Annotated in this window: 15 protein-coding genes and 1 pseudogene; 10 read left to right on the forward strand and 6 right to left on the reverse strand. The window is 37.8% G+C overall.

Annotation, left to right across the window (positions count from 1 at the left end; genetic code table 11):
• Window positions 1-167: 167 nt before the first annotated feature.
• The 5 genes and pseudogenes from ACQKEZ_RS11730 to pepF all read left to right on the forward strand — a co-directional run.
• Window positions 168-285, forward strand: a pseudogene (locus ACQKEZ_RS11730) (hypothetical protein); the annotation flags it as partial.
• On the forward strand, window positions 255-920 hold the full coding sequence (gene mecA / locus ACQKEZ_RS11735) for an adaptor protein MecA (RefSeq protein ID WP_427300970.1): 666 nt from the start codon (window positions 255-257) through the stop codon (window positions 918-920). The pseudogene ACQKEZ_RS11730 and the gene mecA, both read left to right, overlap by 31 nt.
• A gap of 85 nt (window positions 921-1,005) precedes the next feature.
• Entirely contained in the window at window positions 1,006-2,526 is a 1,521-nt protein-coding gene (gene cls, locus ACQKEZ_RS11740) for a cardiolipin synthase (RefSeq protein ID WP_427300972.1), read from the forward strand.
• A gap of 161 nt (window positions 2,527-2,687) precedes the next feature.
• The gene (locus tag ACQKEZ_RS11745; RefSeq protein ID WP_427300974.1) at window positions 2,688-3,869 is read left to right on the forward strand and encodes a competence protein CoiA; all 1,182 of its coding nucleotides are present in this window, start codon (window positions 2,688-2,690) and stop codon (window positions 3,867-3,869) included.
• Between the two features lie 193 nt (window positions 3,870-4,062).
• Complete coding sequence (gene pepF, locus ACQKEZ_RS11750) at window positions 4,063-5,889, forward strand: oligoendopeptidase F (RefSeq protein WP_427300976.1); 1,827 nt, start codon at window positions 4,063-4,065, stop codon at window positions 5,887-5,889.
• Between the two features lie 262 nt (window positions 5,890-6,151).
• Here the strand turns inward: pepF and ACQKEZ_RS11755 are convergent, their stop codons facing one another.
• From ACQKEZ_RS11755 to ACQKEZ_RS11775, 5 genes are all read right to left on the reverse strand, one after another.
• A complete protein-coding gene (locus tag ACQKEZ_RS11755) occupies window positions 6,152-6,319 on the reverse strand; it encodes a hypothetical protein (RefSeq protein WP_427300978.1) in 168 nt (55 codons plus the stop codon).
• A 294-nt stretch (window positions 6,320-6,613) separates the two neighbouring features.
• Window positions 6,614-7,525 (reverse strand): ClpXP adapter SpxH family protein, encoded by a 912-nt coding sequence (locus ACQKEZ_RS11760; protein WP_427300979.1) that lies wholly within the window; start codon window positions 7,523-7,525, stop codon window positions 6,614-6,616.
• Entirely contained in the window at window positions 7,522-7,920 is a 399-nt protein-coding gene (locus ACQKEZ_RS11765; RefSeq protein WP_427300980.1) for a thiol management oxidoreductase, read from the reverse strand. The genes ACQKEZ_RS11760 and ACQKEZ_RS11765 overlap by 4 nt, the downstream gene beginning before the upstream one ends.
• Window positions 7,921-8,195: 275 nt before the next feature.
• Window positions 8,196-8,960, reverse strand: coding sequence for a lytic transglycosylase domain-containing protein (locus ACQKEZ_RS11770; RefSeq protein ID WP_427300982.1), 765 nt, complete (start codon window positions 8,958-8,960; stop codon window positions 8,196-8,198).
• A 21-nt stretch (window positions 8,961-8,981) separates the two neighbouring features.
• Window positions 8,982-9,563, reverse strand: coding sequence for a CYTH domain-containing protein (locus ACQKEZ_RS11775; RefSeq protein WP_427300983.1), 582 nt, complete (start codon window positions 9,561-9,563; stop codon window positions 8,982-8,984).
• A gap of 300 nt (window positions 9,564-9,863) precedes the next feature.
• Here ACQKEZ_RS11775 and ACQKEZ_RS11780 point away from each other — a divergent pair, with 300 nt between their 5' ends.
• From ACQKEZ_RS11780 to ACQKEZ_RS11795, 4 genes are read left to right on the forward strand one after another with little or no spacing between them, the layout of a single operon-like run.
• Window positions 9,864-10,235, forward strand: a complete 372-nt coding sequence (locus ACQKEZ_RS11780; protein WP_427301921.1) for a hypothetical protein — start codon at window positions 9,864-9,866, stop codon at window positions 10,233-10,235.
• A gap of 33 nt (window positions 10,236-10,268) precedes the next feature.
• Window positions 10,269-10,904: a GTP pyrophosphokinase gene (locus tag ACQKEZ_RS11785; RefSeq protein ID WP_427300984.1), complete on the forward strand. Its 636-nt coding sequence runs from the start codon at window positions 10,269-10,271 to the stop codon at window positions 10,902-10,904.
• A 55-nt stretch (window positions 10,905-10,959) separates the two neighbouring features.
• Window positions 10,960-11,760, forward strand: coding sequence for an NAD kinase (locus tag ACQKEZ_RS11790; RefSeq protein ID WP_427300985.1), 801 nt, complete (start codon window positions 10,960-10,962; stop codon window positions 11,758-11,760).
• Between the two features lie 17 nt (window positions 11,761-11,777).
• Window positions 11,778-12,683, forward strand: coding sequence for an RluA family pseudouridine synthase (locus tag ACQKEZ_RS11795; protein WP_427301923.1), 906 nt, complete (start codon window positions 11,778-11,780; stop codon window positions 12,681-12,683).
• 32 nt (window positions 12,684-12,715) lie between these two features.
• Here the strand turns inward: ACQKEZ_RS11795 and prpE are convergent, their stop codons facing one another.
• On the reverse strand, window positions 12,716-13,459 hold the full coding sequence (gene prpE / locus ACQKEZ_RS11800) for a bis(5'-nucleosyl)-tetraphosphatase PrpE (RefSeq protein ID WP_427300986.1): 744 nt from the start codon (window positions 13,457-13,459) through the stop codon (window positions 12,716-12,718).
• A gap of 149 nt (window positions 13,460-13,608) precedes the next feature.
• Here prpE and ACQKEZ_RS11805 point away from each other — a divergent pair, with 149 nt between their 5' ends.
• Complete coding sequence (locus tag ACQKEZ_RS11805) at window positions 13,609-15,453, forward strand: cation:proton antiporter (RefSeq protein ID WP_427300988.1); 1,845 nt, start codon at window positions 13,609-13,611, stop codon at window positions 15,451-15,453.
• The last annotated feature ends 23 nt before the right edge of the window (window positions 15,454-15,476 follow it).

Genomic DNA, 15,476 nt, shown 5'->3' on the forward strand with positions numbered 1-15,476 from the left:
CACCTCACATATAAAGCTTGTACAACCAATATATGAAGACAATTCAAATATATGTTTATTGAACTTTCCTCTGCAAAAAATGCGTTTTTATTTCTTTTATTTCTGTTTTATCATAAAATAGACAGTACAGAGCAATACCTTCAGTCTTTTAGGTGGTTAACATATAGACGGAACGGGTAAAGTGTAGTAAAGTACTATTAATTGGGAGCTTATATGTCCCTTCAACATCTTATATAGAAGGGAAGGTTGGCAAAATGGAAATCGAAAGAATTAATGAACATACAGTTAAATTTTATATTTCCTACGGTGATATCGAAGATCGCGGTTTTGACCGAGAAGAGATTTGGTATAATCGTGAGCGCAGTGAAGAACTGTTCTGGGAAGTAATGGACGAAGTGCACGAAGAAGAAGAATTTGCAGTAGAGGGACCGCTTTGGATTCAAGTGCAGGCACTTGATAAAGGTCTGGAGATTGTCGTGACAAAAGCCCAACTTTCTAAAGATGGACAGAAGCTCGAATTGCCGATACCAGAAGATAAAAAGCAACAATCAGACGAAGAAAGTCTGGACGCACTGCTCGATGATTTTCATAAAGAAGAGCAGGATGAAGCGGAAATGAATGAGAAGGATAAAAAACTTCAGCTTCAATTTGTATTAAAATTGGATGATTTTGAAGATTTAATTGCCCTTTCTCAATTAAATATGCAGGAATATACCACAAGTTTATATTCGTTTGAAAACCGTTATTATCTATATGTTGACTTTCACGAGGATTTGTCGGATGAGCAAGTTGAGAATAAGCTCAGTATTCTGCTTGAATATGCACAAGAATCAGTGGTCAGCATTCACAGACTGCAAGAGTATGGTCATCTGATTGTTAATGACAATGCCCTTGAAACGATTCAACAGCATTTCTCGTAAACAACAAAAGTCGATTTCTATAGAGGAATCGGCTTTTTTCATCCGGCAATAAAGCCATATAAAGAGATCGGCAAGGAGAAACCAAATGAGAAATTTAGTCAAAGTTCTATTCTTTCTTATCATTACGATTGGCGCCTACTTTATTGTTCAGCTATTTGCTGGCGATTTGGCAGTAAGTGCTTTAAGCTTGATCAGTATTCTGTTCACATTATCAATTATTTTTATCGGGTTTGTCATCTTCCTAGAGAATCGAAATCCCTCTCAAACGCTTACTTGGCTTGTCCTTCTCGGAAGTTTCCCGTTATTCGGATTCCTTTTCTATATCTTTTTTGGACGCAATATTAAAAAACGCAGACTATTTGAAAAGAAAGCGATACTTGATGAACAACTTGTCCAAGAAGATGAACATGTGCATAGAGAAGCAATTGAAAAAATGACACATATGGGTGACCATCAACAGCTTTTATTTAAACTGGCTCACCGCCTTGGTCATACGCCGATCACGTACCGAACTTCTTCCAAGGTCTTAACGAATGGAGAGGAAACTTTTTCTCATATCTTTGAAGAAATCAAAAAGGCAAAACACCATATTCACTTAGAATATTATATCCTGCGTCATGATCAGCTTGGCAATGAATTAAAGGATATCTTAATTGAAAAAGCAAAAAAAGGCGTTATTGTTCGATTTCTGTATGATGATGTAGGTAGTTTAAAGCTTTCGCGCCAGTATGTAGCAGATCTGCAAAAGGCTGGCGTGCAAATTGTACCATTCCTACCTGTTAGACTACCGCTTCTAAATAATAAAATCAATTTCCGTAATCATCGAAAAATTGTCGTCATTGATGGTGAAGTTGGTTTTGTGGGCGGACTCAACATTGGTGATGAATACATGGGAAGGAGCAGACAGTACGGCTTCTGGCGTGATACGCATCTTATGATAAAAGGAGAGGCTGTAAGAGACTTGCAGCAAATTTTTATGCAGGATTGGTATTACATGACCAATGAAACATGTTCGGGTCCTGAGTATTTCAAGGATTTCAGTAGCCTTGAAAGTACAACAGAGGGAGTACAAATGATTGCTGGCGGTCCGGACAAACAGTGGGAAGTCATTAAAAATCTATTTTTCTCAATGATTATATCTGCGAAGAAGTCAATCTGGATTGCCTCACCTTATTTCGTTCCTGATGACGATATTTTGTCAGCGTTAAAAAACGCATCTTTAAGTGGTGTTGATGTGAGAATTATTGCACCAAAAAATCCAGATAAACGAATTGTGTTTCATGCTTCGCGCTCGTATTTTCCAGAGCTGCTTGAAGCAGATGTGAAAATTTATGAATATGATCAAGGGTTTATGCATAGCAAATTTATTATTGTTGATAATCAACTTGCCTCAATTGGAACAGCAAACATGGATATGAGAAGCTTCCATTTGAATTTCGAAGTTAATGCATTTCTATATAAAACAAAAAGCACGGAAAAATTAGTGAATGATTTCTTAGAAGATTTAGAGCACTCACATGAAATTGTGCCTGATGACTTTGCAAAGAGACCTCTAAGAATTCGGCTTTTTGAATCAACAGCGAGGCTATTGTCACCACTTCTATAACATGTTGTTTTCCCCCTCAATAGGAGGGGGATTTTCTGTTTTTATACATAACTCGAGGTCTGATTTCTGATTTTCAAAAGACAAAGTGGCTTTTTCACTGTTCGCCAGCGATGATGAAACAATATATAATGCAGTCATCAAAGAGACAGGAGAGAGGCCTCGTGTACACTGCATTAACGGAAAATGGGGAGATCATCCACTTATCAAGTCGTTATTCTAAGAGAAGTCTAGAACGTGCAAGAAGAACATGCAAATTTTACTGTCCTGTGTGCAAAAAAGAGGTGCGATTGAAATTAGGCGATCATCGAATGTACCATTTCTCGCATATTCAGCAACATCAATGCCCACATGCTAGTGAAGGCGAAACAGATTATCACCATTTAGGCAAAAAGACATTATATGATTGGCTTAAAACGAATGGGAAATTGCCTCAACTTGAGCCTTATTTCCAATCAATTAAACAAAGACCGGATGTTATAGTCACAGAGCAGGGGAAAAGGTATGCGATTGAATTTCAATGCGCAAACTTATCTTATCAAGTGCTTAAAAAAAGAACTGCTGGGTTACATAAAGAGAAGACAATTCCAGTGTGGCTCATTGGTGCCAATCGTCTAAAAAGAAAGACATCACAGTTATTTTCTTTTTCTGCGCTTCATTGGCATATGTTACGTCTGTCTAAAGAGCAGCGCTTACTGTTTTTTTGTCCAGTCACTCAAGCTGTTATTTATCTTGATCACATCATTCCTTTTCAGTCCACCAAAACATGTGCCGATATTCGGGTTGTTTCACTTCGGCATTTTAAGGGCATCATTGACTTGCTACAGCTCCCTAAACCAAAACAGACACATAAACATTGGAGCCTTTGTGTTCGCCAATTTAGGCGCAAACCACCTCGTATTTTGACAAATGAAAGTAAAAAACTTCAGCAGCTTTTCTATACACATCACCACACTGCATTTTCTTTTTTACCACCAGAAGTATTTGTTCCAATCACGTCCTCCTATATCTTTGCAAGTCCTGTTTATGTGTGGCAGGGATTTATATATGATTTTATCGTCAGAAAGATGGCGCATTCTTCGTTCACGATCAAAATGCTTACAACAGAGATAAAAAAACGTATCATGAACCGTGAAATCAAGCTGCGATATGCATGCATCACTTCTGAGCAAATTGAGGAAGTGTTGTATGTATATGTCTCATTATTAGTGCAACAAGGGTTTTTAGCGTGTTCTGAAGCGGGTAAGTATAGATTACAAATGAAAACAAAGCCCATTCTGACATTAGATGAAGTGATGAAATTGGATTCTTTCTTATTTAACAAGCATGATTCAGCGCCCCTTTGATCATCATAAGAAAAAGGTGGTGATGTTGTTGAAAAGAAATAAACGTCTTTTTCTTATTTTTTTAGTCTGTATGGTCATTATTTCTGCATATGATTTGACAAATATAGTTCAAAACAAAGAAGATAAGTACAACGCCAATTTATTTCACTTTCCTAAAGATTGGCCCAAAATATCTAGAGCAAGGGGGATTCATATGACTTCACAAAACAAAAACAACCATTTACCTGACAGAAATGAAGTAAAAGAGGAAAACAAATGGCGTCTTGAAGATATCTTTGAAAGCATCGAGACATGGAATCAGGAATTTGAGGACGTGAGAAAGCAAATTCCAAAGCTTGCTCAATACAAAGGCAGGTTAGCTCACTCGGCAGATGTATTGTATGAAGCCCTAAAATATCAGGATCAATTATCCGAAAAGCTGGGTAAGCTTTATACATATGCCCATATGAAATATGATGAAGACACGACAAACTCATCATTCCAGGCACTAAATGACAAAGCATCAAATTTGTTCACACAGCTTTCTAGTGCGTCAGCTTATATTGTTCCCGAAATCCTTTCCATTCAAGAGGATAAGCTACAGCAATTCATTCTTGAGAAAGAAGAGTTAAAACTATACTCTCATGCTCTTGAAGAAATAAACAAAGAGCGCCCCCATATCTTAAGTGAAGAGCAAGAGGCATTATTAGCAGAAGCTTCTGAACCGCTCTCATCTGCATCAACAACGTTTAGTATGTTTAACAATGCAGATATTTCTTTCCCTACTGTAAAAGATGAAAATGGTGAAGAAAAGAAAATCACGCATGGCAATTTCATCACATTTTTAAATAGTGATGATCGTGATGTGAGAAAGCATGCATTCAAAGCTGTCTATCAAACGTACGATCAATACAAAAATACGCTTGCTTCTACGTTAAGTGGTTCAATTAAGAAAGACAACTTCTATGCAAAAGTACGTAAATATCAATCAGCAAGAGAATCAGCACTTTCTAGAAACAGTATTCCAGAAGAAGTGTATGACAATCTCATTGATACAGTTCATCAATACTTGCCTTTATTACATCGCTATATTGAGCTACGTAAAAAGGTTTTACAGCTTGATGAAGTTCACAGTTATGATCTGTACACACCGCTTGTAAAAGATGCTGGTATGAAATTAACGTACGATGAAGCAAAGGAATATATGTTAAAAGGGCTGGCTCCTTTAGGAGAGGAATATGTATCGATTCTTCAAGAAGGTTTAGAAAACCGCTGGGTAGATGTGTATGAAAATAAAGGAAAACGAAGTGGTGCATATTCATCTGGGAGTTATGGTACGAATCCTTATATCTTAATGAACTGGCAGAATAATATTGATAATTTATTTACACTTGTTCATGAGTTTGGGCACTCAGTTCACAGCTACTATACGAGGAAGCATCAACCATATCCATATGGGAACTATAGTATTTTTGTCGCTGAGGTAGCTTCTACAACAAATGAAGCTTTACTTGGGGAATACTTATTAAACAATCTAGAGGATAAAAAACAACGCCTATATGTACTCAATCATTTACTTGAGGGCTTTAGAGGTACAGTGTTTAGACAAACCATGTTTGCTGAATTTGAACACTTAATCCATGTAAAAGCACAGGAGGGTGAGGCATTAACCCCAGAATTTATGTCTAACCTTTACTATGATTTGAACAAAAAGTATTTTGGCGATGGTATGGTGGTTGATAAGGAAATCGGCTTAGAATGGTCTCGTATTCCTCATTTCTATTACAATTATTATGTTTACCAATATGCGACAGGCTATAGTGCAGCTCAAGCGCTCAGTAAACAAATATTAGAAGAAGGAAAGCCTGCTGTTGAAAGATATACTGATTTCTTAAAAGCAGGTAGCTCTGACTATCCAATCAATGTGCTGAAAAAAGCAGGTGTCGATATGGCATCCAAAGAACCGATTGAAGCTGCTTGCAAATTGTTTGAAGAAAAGCTCAATGAAATGGAAGAACTGATTTCCAAAACGAATGAATAAATGTCATGTAAACTTCTGCCCTGCAAATAATTTCGATCTCAATGCAGGTGCAGAAGTTTTTCTGTTTTTTTAATGGTTCAGAATGACTAGGGGTAGGGATGTGTGCAACGTTTTTTCTTCAATTGAAGCTCAATTCAAAAAAACGTCTCCTATAAGAGAAGTCCTGTTTAAATAGAAAGCCATATGGTGTCCGATGAGACGAGCTGAGGCAGTTTGTGATGTTACTTATCAATACTGAAAACTCCTGTTACTCAACTCCTATTTAAAAACCTTTGAAGGTCTTTCGATGATTCAGCCGATATACTGTGAACAGAATGGATGCAAACAATAGTGGAGCAGTGAGGTAGAGCGGAACCATTTTCATTAAACCGAGTATATTTAGAAAGAAGCAAAAGATTATCGCCGTAAGTCCAATGTATGTACTACGCATAAATAGACCTCCATTTCTTCACTACTATTAGCATATGTACGAATGACTCCTCTTATGTTTTGTGACAAAAATATGAACATATAGGATATTGGTTGTCATAAGTCGACAAAATTTGATATACTACAGATGTGAAATTAATCACATACAAACATTACCCCTTTGTTTGACCGTGAAAAATTTCTCCCATCCCCTTTGTTGTCGTTAAGACATAGTGAAACCGCGCTTATCCCGGCGCGGTTTCTTCGTATCTTGAAATAGAACAAATGTTCCTTTTTGGATGTGAAAAAACATGGGTTAGGACCCATGTTCATTTTCACAACAATATAAATTTGTATGATGTTGATCGTTATTTTCTTTATATCGCCAGAACATTTCTTGATGTACTTGCACACGCTCTGCTTTTCTAGCGAACACAAGCTTTTTCATTTCTCGTTCGACTTGATCCAGTGTGAGGTCATACACAACGGCAATTTCTTTTGCTGCGACAAACTGGAAGTAAGCAATGAACCATTCAAGTGGCGGATGTTCCGAAGGTGTTGGTTTTTCACCAATCATTTCAAAAAGGACTTCTTCATATACATCGTATGAATGTGCACCCGAAATCTTTAACCCTTCATCACCTTCTAACGTATTAAAAAAGGCGAAAGTAGGGAGTTCAGACACGTCCATTTCCGCTGCAATTTTCATATCACATTTAAGGGCTTTTACAGCACTTTGTGAATGAACATCTTTTTGAAATTCTTCAACATCTAGTCCAGCATTTTTGGCATTCTCTAGTAACACATGTTCATTTGTCACATCCTGCTGATGGCAAAACAATGCTTCTTGAATTAAGCGTAAAAATTTCATGCCACACTTTCTACCTTGCAATTCTGCTGCCTTTAGCGCAAGTGATGCCAAATACGGTGAAGCCACAATTTGTTCTGAAAGCATTTGTTCTTTTTTGTCTTGCTGTTTATTGGAGAATTTGCCCCAAGCTTCTGTCAGAAGATGCTTCTTTCGTTTACGATTGAGTGCATTAATACTTGAACTCGTAATGATACGTAATGTAAAAAAACGACCATACTTAATCTTTAACTTTTTAATTGCCGGCTCTAATAACCAGCAATCTGGGCTGAGAGGATCGATGAATACATAAATTTCAATTGGTTTTTGAGGATGTCCGTGACAATGTGAAAAATACAGATCATGCTGATTGCAGCTCAAGATCGTCCATCCTTTTCAGCTGTTTGATTCACCATATGGCGTGCTGTTAAAGAAAGTCGTTCAAATAAAAAGTCACGAATATCACCATTTAAACCAACGTGATCCATTGCATCCTCCATGCATTCAAGCCATGCGTCAGCCCTTTCCTCAGTAATCGGAAAGGGAAGATGTCTTGCCCTTAACATCGGGTGTCCATGCTCCTCTGTATAAAGTGGTGGGCCGCCTAAATATTGAGTTAAAAATTGTTTTTGTTTTCTTGCTGTTTCTTTTAAGTCATCCGGAAAGATAGGATGCAGCAAAGGATGACACTTTACACGTTCATAAAAAGTATCAACAAGTTGCGATAGAAGTTCCTCTCCAACCGCTTCGTAAGGTGCGTTAAACGATTGTACCATGTTGACTACTCCTTTTAATAATAGCTAATAGGATCACTCCTATTGCGGGTCATCATTTATTTAAACGAATGGTTTAAGCTTAGTTCTTTTTTGCTATTTCTGATCTTGTATACTTATTTTAACAACCTCTACTCAATTCCACAAACAAACCGCTTTGTACCTTACAAAAGAGTGAGATTTTTGATGCGCTAATCAATTGTCCATATCATAACACATTCAATCAAAAAAGGGTGAAACGAGACATACAAAAAACCGAAGAGGTTATTCTCTTCGGTTTATGCGAAATATTGTGCTGTTATTTTTTTCACGTAGTTTTGCGTTTCTTTAAATGGTGGTATTCCTCCGTACTTATCTACATTTCCCGAACCTGCGTTGTATGCAGCTAGTGCAAGAGATACATTTCCATTATATTTATTGAGCATTTGTTTTAAATACTTTGTCCCACCTTCAATATTTTGGGCGGGATCGAGGGCGTTTTTGACACCGAGTGATTGAGCAGTAGAAGGCATAAGTTGCATTAAACCTAAAGCACCAGCATGACTTACTGCACTTGTACGATAACCAGATTCTTGCTGAATGACTGCGTGGATTAATTTTTCTTCTACACCATATTTCTGTGCCATCTGTGTCACGATACTGTTGATTTCTTTTGTAGAAGCGCTAGAGACCTTTTGGCTAAGTGGTGAAGTATATGTTGTATTCACGACATTACCGATGCCATTAGCCGTATTTAAATTTGAGACACTAGCGTTACCGTATAAAGAGTCTGTTGCAAGCGGACTGCTACTCTCAGTTGCCGCTAAATAAGGATTCATTCTCGCATAATTTGTGTTTGTTAATGATGATGATGCCTGTCCAGTCAGCGCGGAAATCGAAAGGGGGAGTCGTGTGAAATCTGTCCCACCTAAAAATTCACTGAGTACTGCTTGAAAAGATGTTTGTGCACTTGTTTCATTTTGAGCTGTTTCTTGGCTATTTTCAGTCTGTAATGATTTTAGCGCTTGCAGCTGTACAAACGATTGCAATTGATTGACGTTCATCGTGTTCCTCCTTAAAGGAATTCATCTATTTGTGTTTTGGCGCATTTTTTCTTCATAAAAACGGACGACTTTGTTTTTCGTTTGTCGGGCAGGGATATGGAATTGTTTGAGCAGTTGTTCAAAAGCCTGCTGGCCTTTTTGAGCATCACTGACTTCAAATTCCAATTCATAGTCTTCTACTTTTAAATATCGGCTATGATCTAGAACTATTAAGCCTTCAGCGATCTTTTTTTCTGCTCTTGATGTCACAAGTGTACCGAAAAATACAATCTGTGTGGTGTCTATATTCCATTGCTTCAGTCGCTCAGCTACTTCCCCTTCTGGAAGAGTAAAGCACTCTATATGACTGACGCTGCTTAATGTTTGATGCGTTTCAATGAGCCCAACATCATTCGGTTCTTTTAAGGTTAGCACCCACTTGCCATTTTTCTCTCTAATTCTAAGTGCAGCAAAACGTTCTTTTATATCAAAATGAGGGGTATCAAAATAATAATTTGTCTGAGTGTGAAAATCCTCACCTTTTAGATGAAAGTGCTGTTTCAATCGCTCAAATTCATTTAGATTGAGCAGTTGTTTAAATTCAATTTCGATTTCTTGTGACATGTTTCATCAAACCTTTCATTTTGATTAAATAAGTATATTGTACATGATGTATCCTGTCATCATGAGGTGTTTATGAGATCATTTCAATTAAATAGACGTAAATGGCTTAAAAAGATAAAATATCACTTTTAAAAGTCATATCCAACATCGTTTTAATTGTTTTAAGTTGGTTATATAGGATTGTAGAGGATCAATTTGTTCTTTTGTATAAATACTTGCTGTTTCTTTGAAAGTTCGGTTTATCAATATTGAACTTGATATGATAAAATAAAGTTGTACTTTTTTGTAAAGGAGATCATGATGCAAAACAGAATTGAAATCAAAGAAGCAACCTTAAAAGAAAATAAGCTAATCCTCACTGTACTGTCGGGAGAGCATATTGAAAAGGCGAAGGCAACAGGGCAAATGCTCGTTGATTCTGATCACTTTGCGTTCGTTTACATACTTGAGACAGATGAGTCGTTTACATATCTTATTTTAGGAGAGACCATTTGGGCTCAAATGAAAGAAGCAATGAGCAAGGAAATTCCTGTCTATGTGACAACGAAAGATGAAGAAATTGAGCTCGAGCTCGTAGATATTCATCTAGAATTAAGCTATTTAGTTGACAATATAAAAGACAATGCCAATTACGGAGATATGGAAGAGAAAGTGAAAAGAGCATTCCTCTGAAATAATTAGGTATTTGGAATTGGGGGAAGTTTCATGGAAGAAAAACAATGGGATCAATTCCTCGCACCATACAAACAAGCAGTCGATGAATTGAAGGTGAAGCTAAAGGGCATTCGGAAGCTTTATGAATTTGAGGATGACCATTCACCTGTTGAATTTGTAACAGGCAGAGTAAAGCCAGTTGCTAGTATATTGGAAAAAGCAAAACGGAAAAACATTCCCATGCATGAGATTGAAACGATGCAGGATATTGCTGGCCTCCGCATCATGTGTCAATTTGTTGAAGATATTCAAGTTGTCAAAAAGATGCTCCAGGCACGCAAAGATTTTGTGGTCGTTGATAAACGTGACTATATTGCAGAACATAAAGAAAGCGGATACCGTTCTTACCATCTCGTCGTTCTTTATCCGCTTCAGACGATAAATGGGGAGAAACAGCTTCTCGTTGAGATTCAAATTCGTACGCTCGCAATGAATTTTTGGGCAACAATCGAACATTCTCTCAATTATAAATACAGTGGTAATATCCCTGAAAAGGTCAAGCTTAGATTGCAAAGAGCCTCAGAAGCTGCTTCTCTTCTTGATGATGAAATGTCTGAAATTAGAGAAGAAATTCAAGAGGCTCAGGTTGCGTTCTCTCGAAAAAAGAAAACAGATGGGCTTAGCTGATGCTTGATCAAAATATGAAGCTGCTGAAGCGGCAAAGCTAAAAGGAGAAGAATTCATGAAATTTGCGATATCTTCAAAAGGGGATTCTGTATCTGACGCACTCAAAAATAAAATTCAGACATATTTATTAGATTTTGGCATGGAATTAGACGAAGATGAACCGGATATTGTCATCTCTGTTGGTGGTGATGGTACGCTGTTATATGCGTTCCATCGTTATAGTAGTCGTTTGAATGAAACGGCATTTGTTGGTGTACACACAGGGCATCTTGGTTTTTATGCCGATTGGGTCCCTAGTGAAATTGAAAAGCTTGTGCTTGCGATTGCAAAAACGCCTTATCATATCGTGGAATACCCGATTCTTGAAGTGATTGTCCGTTACAATGACGGCGGACGTGAGGCGAAATATTTAGCCATGAATGAGTGTACGATTAAAAGCATTGAAGGCACTCTTGTGGCAGATGTTGAAATTAGAGGTCAGCTTTTTGAAACCTTTAGAGGAGATGGTCTTTGCTTATCAACACCATCTGGTAGTACCGCTTATAATAAGGCGCTTGGGGGAGCGATTATCCATCCTTCGATCCGTGCGATTCAATTAGCTGAGATGGCATCTATCAATAACAGAGTATTTCGCACAGTTGGTTCGCCGCTCATTTTACCGGATCATCACACATGTGTGATCAAACCGATCAATGATGTAGATTTCCAAGTGACGATTGATCATTTGACACTGCTTCATAAAGACGTCAAATCTATTCAATGTCGAGTGGCTGATGAGAATGTCCGTTTTGCTCGTTTTAGACCGTTTCCGTTTTGGAAAAGGGTGCAGGACTCCTTTATCGGAAAAGGTGAATAAGAAAGAGGTTGTTCTCCCTGGAATATTTTAAATTAAAAAAAACGGCTTCAAAAAAAGAGAGTGGCTTGTTGTTAAAAGACTATTTGACGGAGCTTGGGATATCGAAAAGAATGCTGACAGATATCAAGTTTCGTGGTGGTGATCTCCTCATCAATGGTGACCATGTGACTGTTCGATATGAGTTGAAGGAAGGGGACACGCTCACTGTTTTATTTCCAGAGGAAAAAGTGAGTGAAGGCTTAAAGGCTACGCCTGTCCCTCTTCGTATTTTATACGAGGATGAGCACGTATTGGTGCTCAATAAACAGCCAAATATTTCATCCATTCCATCTCGTGAACATCCACATGTTAGCATCGCCAATGGCTTGTTGTTTCATTATGAACAGCAATCTTTGCAAGCGACTGTTCATTTAGTCAATCGATTAGATCGAGATACCTCAGGTGTGATGCTTGTAGCCAAGCACCGTTTTGCTCACAGTTTACTTTCGAAAGCACAAAAAAAAGGTGAGGTTAAACGATCATATAGAGCGTTCACTCACGGAATCTTTTTGGATGAGAAAGGAACAATTGACGCACCTATTGCGAGAAAAAGTGATAGTATCATCGAGCGGATGGTGGCAAAGGATGGTCAACGTGCAATTACTCATTATGAAGTTCAATCGGTCGACATTGCGAATGAAATATCGGATGTTTCTTTAATACTTGAAACCGGAAGAACTCATCAAATTCGTGTCCATATGCAATTTGCAGGACATCCTCTCATTGGAGATACATTGTATGGGGGAACAAGAGAGTTGATCGACAGACAAGCGCTACATAGTGAAACACTCGTATTTCGCCATCCGATGACAGATGAATACATGACATTTACAGCTCCTTTGCCTGTAGATATGCAATCGTTGCTTCCTTTCACATCAAATTAAAACCCGGTATCCTGTTTAGACAGGTCCGGGTTTTATTGTGTGAAATATTGAAATCGAGATTCATCATAAGGCATTGAAGAAGGCACGGAAACAATATGAAACTCAGGATAACGTAAAGCAGAGAGCTGATTTCCAAAGACACAGCCAGTATCAATGTTGACAGTTCGCCCGACAATTCTCGGTGTTTTGACAGGGGTATGACCATATACAATCCATGGGTTCCCTTTGTAATTTTTTGCCCAATCTTTACGAACTGGCCTGCCATTAGGCAATATTTCTCCGGTCACATCCCCAAACAGTATATATGAACGCATTTCTTTATTTGGTGTTTTCCCAATGTCTTTTTCTTTCATTGCAGCATGTGTGATAATGAGTTTCCCATCATCTAGTAGCTCATAGAGAGGAGCCTGTTCAAAAAGATTTTTAAAATCAGCCGACAATGTATGTTGTTCCTGTGGTTGGAGTTGCTTGATTTCATTTACAGTCGTTTCAATGCCATGCAGTAATTTGACTGGATTTCCTTTTAAATAACGATATAACTTAAAGCAATGATTGCCTGGTACATACCGGATTGCTTTATTCCTCCAAGCATGAATGACAAAGCGCATCACTTCAACTGATTGTGGTCCGCGATCAGTCAAATCACCTACTAAAGCTACGGTTCTCCCTTCAGGATGGATAGGCAAACCGTTTTTAAGTTCATATCCGAGTTTTGTCAGCAGATCTATTAGCTCTTCATAACAGCCGTGTATATCACCAATGATGTCAAATTTCATTTCACATCCTCCTAACGAAATCATTGTAAAAGAAAATTGAATTTTAGAAATATGATGAATTACTTTCATTTCATTCGCCGAGTTGTTAGAATCAATGCTTTAACGAAAGAATCATACCATGAAATGAAAAAGTTAGGAGGCTTCAGCCAGTGGGACATACATCCATTTCATCACTAGTCGTTGTTATTATGATTGCCTTTTTTACACCTATATTATTGCATAGATTTAAGCTCACTATTCCAGTCGTAGTAGCTGAAATCATCATGGGGCTTATCATTGGCAAAAGTGGGCTTCAGCTTGTCGTAGAACATGATGCGTGGCTCGATACACTATCAATGCTTGGATTTATTTTTCTCATGTTTTTAAGTGGTCTTGAAATAGATTTTTCTTCTTTTGAATCAAAGAAAAAAGTAAAATTATTGCCGAATGGGTTAAAAGAACCGAATACATTTGGTGCTGCTTTTGTGATTTTTGTTGGTGTTTTCTTACTCTCTTTTATCCTGTCATATGCCTTTGTGCTGGCGGGTTTTATTCAGAATGCCTTTTTGATGACACTTATTATTTCTACCATCTCATTGGGTGTCGTTGTGCCTACTTTAAAAGAGGAAAAATTGATGCAAACCAATATCGGACAGATCATTCTTTTAGTAGCTGTCATTGCGGATTTGGTCACGATGATTTTACTTGCGGTATTTTCCTCTATCTATGGAGATGGAACAGGGAATATGTGGCTACTGCTCATATTATTTGCCGCAGGTATTCTTCTTTATTTCTTTGGGCGAATGTTTAAGACTAGATCAATTTTTCAAGTCATGTCAAAAGGCACGGTGCAAATTGGGACAAGGGCAATCTTTACTCTCATTATTGTCTTAGTTGCGTTATCTGAATCATTGGGAGCAGAAAAAATTCTTGGTGCTTTTTTGGCAGGGGTTCTTGTATCGCTACTTTCGCCAAACAAGGAATTGGTTCAGCAGTTAGATTCATTTGGTTACGGGTTTTTAATCCCTATTTTCTTTGTGATGGTTGGCGTTGATCTTGATATTTGGTCGCTTTTTAAAGATATGAATATCATAATCATGATTCCATTATTATTTTTGGCTTTATTGTTAAGTAAGCTGATTCCGATCCTGTATTTAAAAAAGTGGTATGACATGAAAAAAGTGCTCGGTTCGGGATTTTTGTTAACCTCAACGCTTTCACTTGTTATTGCCGCTGCGACCATTGGTGAAAGGTTAGGTGTAATTGACCATAAAATGTCTGGTGCACTCATACTCGTCGCTGTTTTAACAAGTATATTGACCCCTGTATGGTTTAAAGCGTTGTTTAAAAGAGAAAATGAAGCAACAAATAAAAAACAGGTCACCTTCATTGGAGCAAATCAACTGACATTACCTGTAACACTGGATCTCCATCAGGATGAATATAAAGTACGTATTCTCCATGTGTTTCAAGAGAATCAAGAGGAGCTTTTATCCGATTCGTTATTTGAAGTCGAGGCAATTGATAATTATCAAGAAGAGACATTAAGAATGGTAGGAATTGGACAAGAAGACGTGCTTGTGGTTGCAACCGGAAATGAAAAAAGAAACAAGCAAATTGCCTTATTTGCGAAAGAAGAAGGGACGAAACAAGTCATTGCAAGTGTGAACAAAGCAGAAGCAGAAATGACATTAAAAGAAGCTGGTATAGATACATTCTCCACATTTCTTTCGTCCAAAACGGTTCTGCGCGCTTTAATTGAAGCGCCAGATGCGATTCGTCTTTTAACAAATGAAGATTCGTCTCTTTATCAAATACAAATGAAAAATAACCGATACCACAAAGTGATGCTTAGAGAATTTCCATTTACGGGAGATTTGGTGTTCGTACGTATTTTTAGAGGAATAGACAGTCTTGTTCCACATGGCGATACAACGCTAAAGACAGGGGATCGGATACTAGTTTCTGGTTCGCGTGAATATGTCGCAGGACTCAGAAAACGATTAGAATCGTAATGAACGCTTGACCAATGACTGAA

It is taken from the genome of Bacillus sp. NPDC077027, assembly GCF_050269555.1.
GTDB lineage: Bacteria > Bacillota > Bacilli > Bacillales > Bacillaceae > Bacillus.

Excerpts from the sequence above, each read along its gene's own strand:
- mecA (WP_427300970.1), top strand. The coding sequence starts at position 255 with ATGGAAATCGAAAGAATTAATGAACATACAGTTAAATTTTATATTTCC.
- cls (WP_427300972.1), top strand. The coding sequence starts at position 1,006 with ATGAGAAATTTAGTCAAAGTTCTATTCTTTCTTATCATTACGATTGGC.
- pepF (WP_427300976.1), top strand. The coding sequence starts at position 4,063 with ATGACTTCACAAAACAAAAACAACCATTTACCTGACAGAAATGAAGTA.
- ACQKEZ_RS11755 (WP_427300978.1), bottom strand. The coding sequence starts at position 6,319 with ATGCGTAGTACATACATTGGACTTACGGCGATAATCTTTTGCTTCTTT.
- ACQKEZ_RS11765 (WP_427300980.1), bottom strand. The coding sequence starts at position 7,920 with ATGGTACAATCGTTTAACGCACCTTACGAAGCGGTTGGAGAGGAACTT.
- ACQKEZ_RS11770 (WP_427300982.1), bottom strand. The coding sequence starts at position 8,960 with ATGAACGTCAATCAATTGCAATCGTTTGTACAGCTGCAAGCGCTAAAA.
- ACQKEZ_RS11775 (WP_427300983.1), bottom strand. The coding sequence starts at position 9,563 with ATGTCACAAGAAATCGAAATTGAATTTAAACAACTGCTCAATCTAAAT.
- ACQKEZ_RS11780 (WP_427301921.1), top strand. The coding sequence starts at position 9,864 with ATGCAAAACAGAATTGAAATCAAAGAAGCAACCTTAAAAGAAAATAAG.
- ACQKEZ_RS11785 (WP_427300984.1), top strand. The coding sequence starts at position 10,269 with ATGGAAGAAAAACAATGGGATCAATTCCTCGCACCATACAAACAAGCA.
- ACQKEZ_RS11790 (WP_427300985.1), top strand. The coding sequence starts at position 10,960 with ATGAAATTTGCGATATCTTCAAAAGGGGATTCTGTATCTGACGCACTC.
- prpE (WP_427300986.1), bottom strand. The coding sequence starts at position 13,459 with ATGAAATTTGACATCATTGGTGATATACACGGCTGTTATGAAGAGCTA.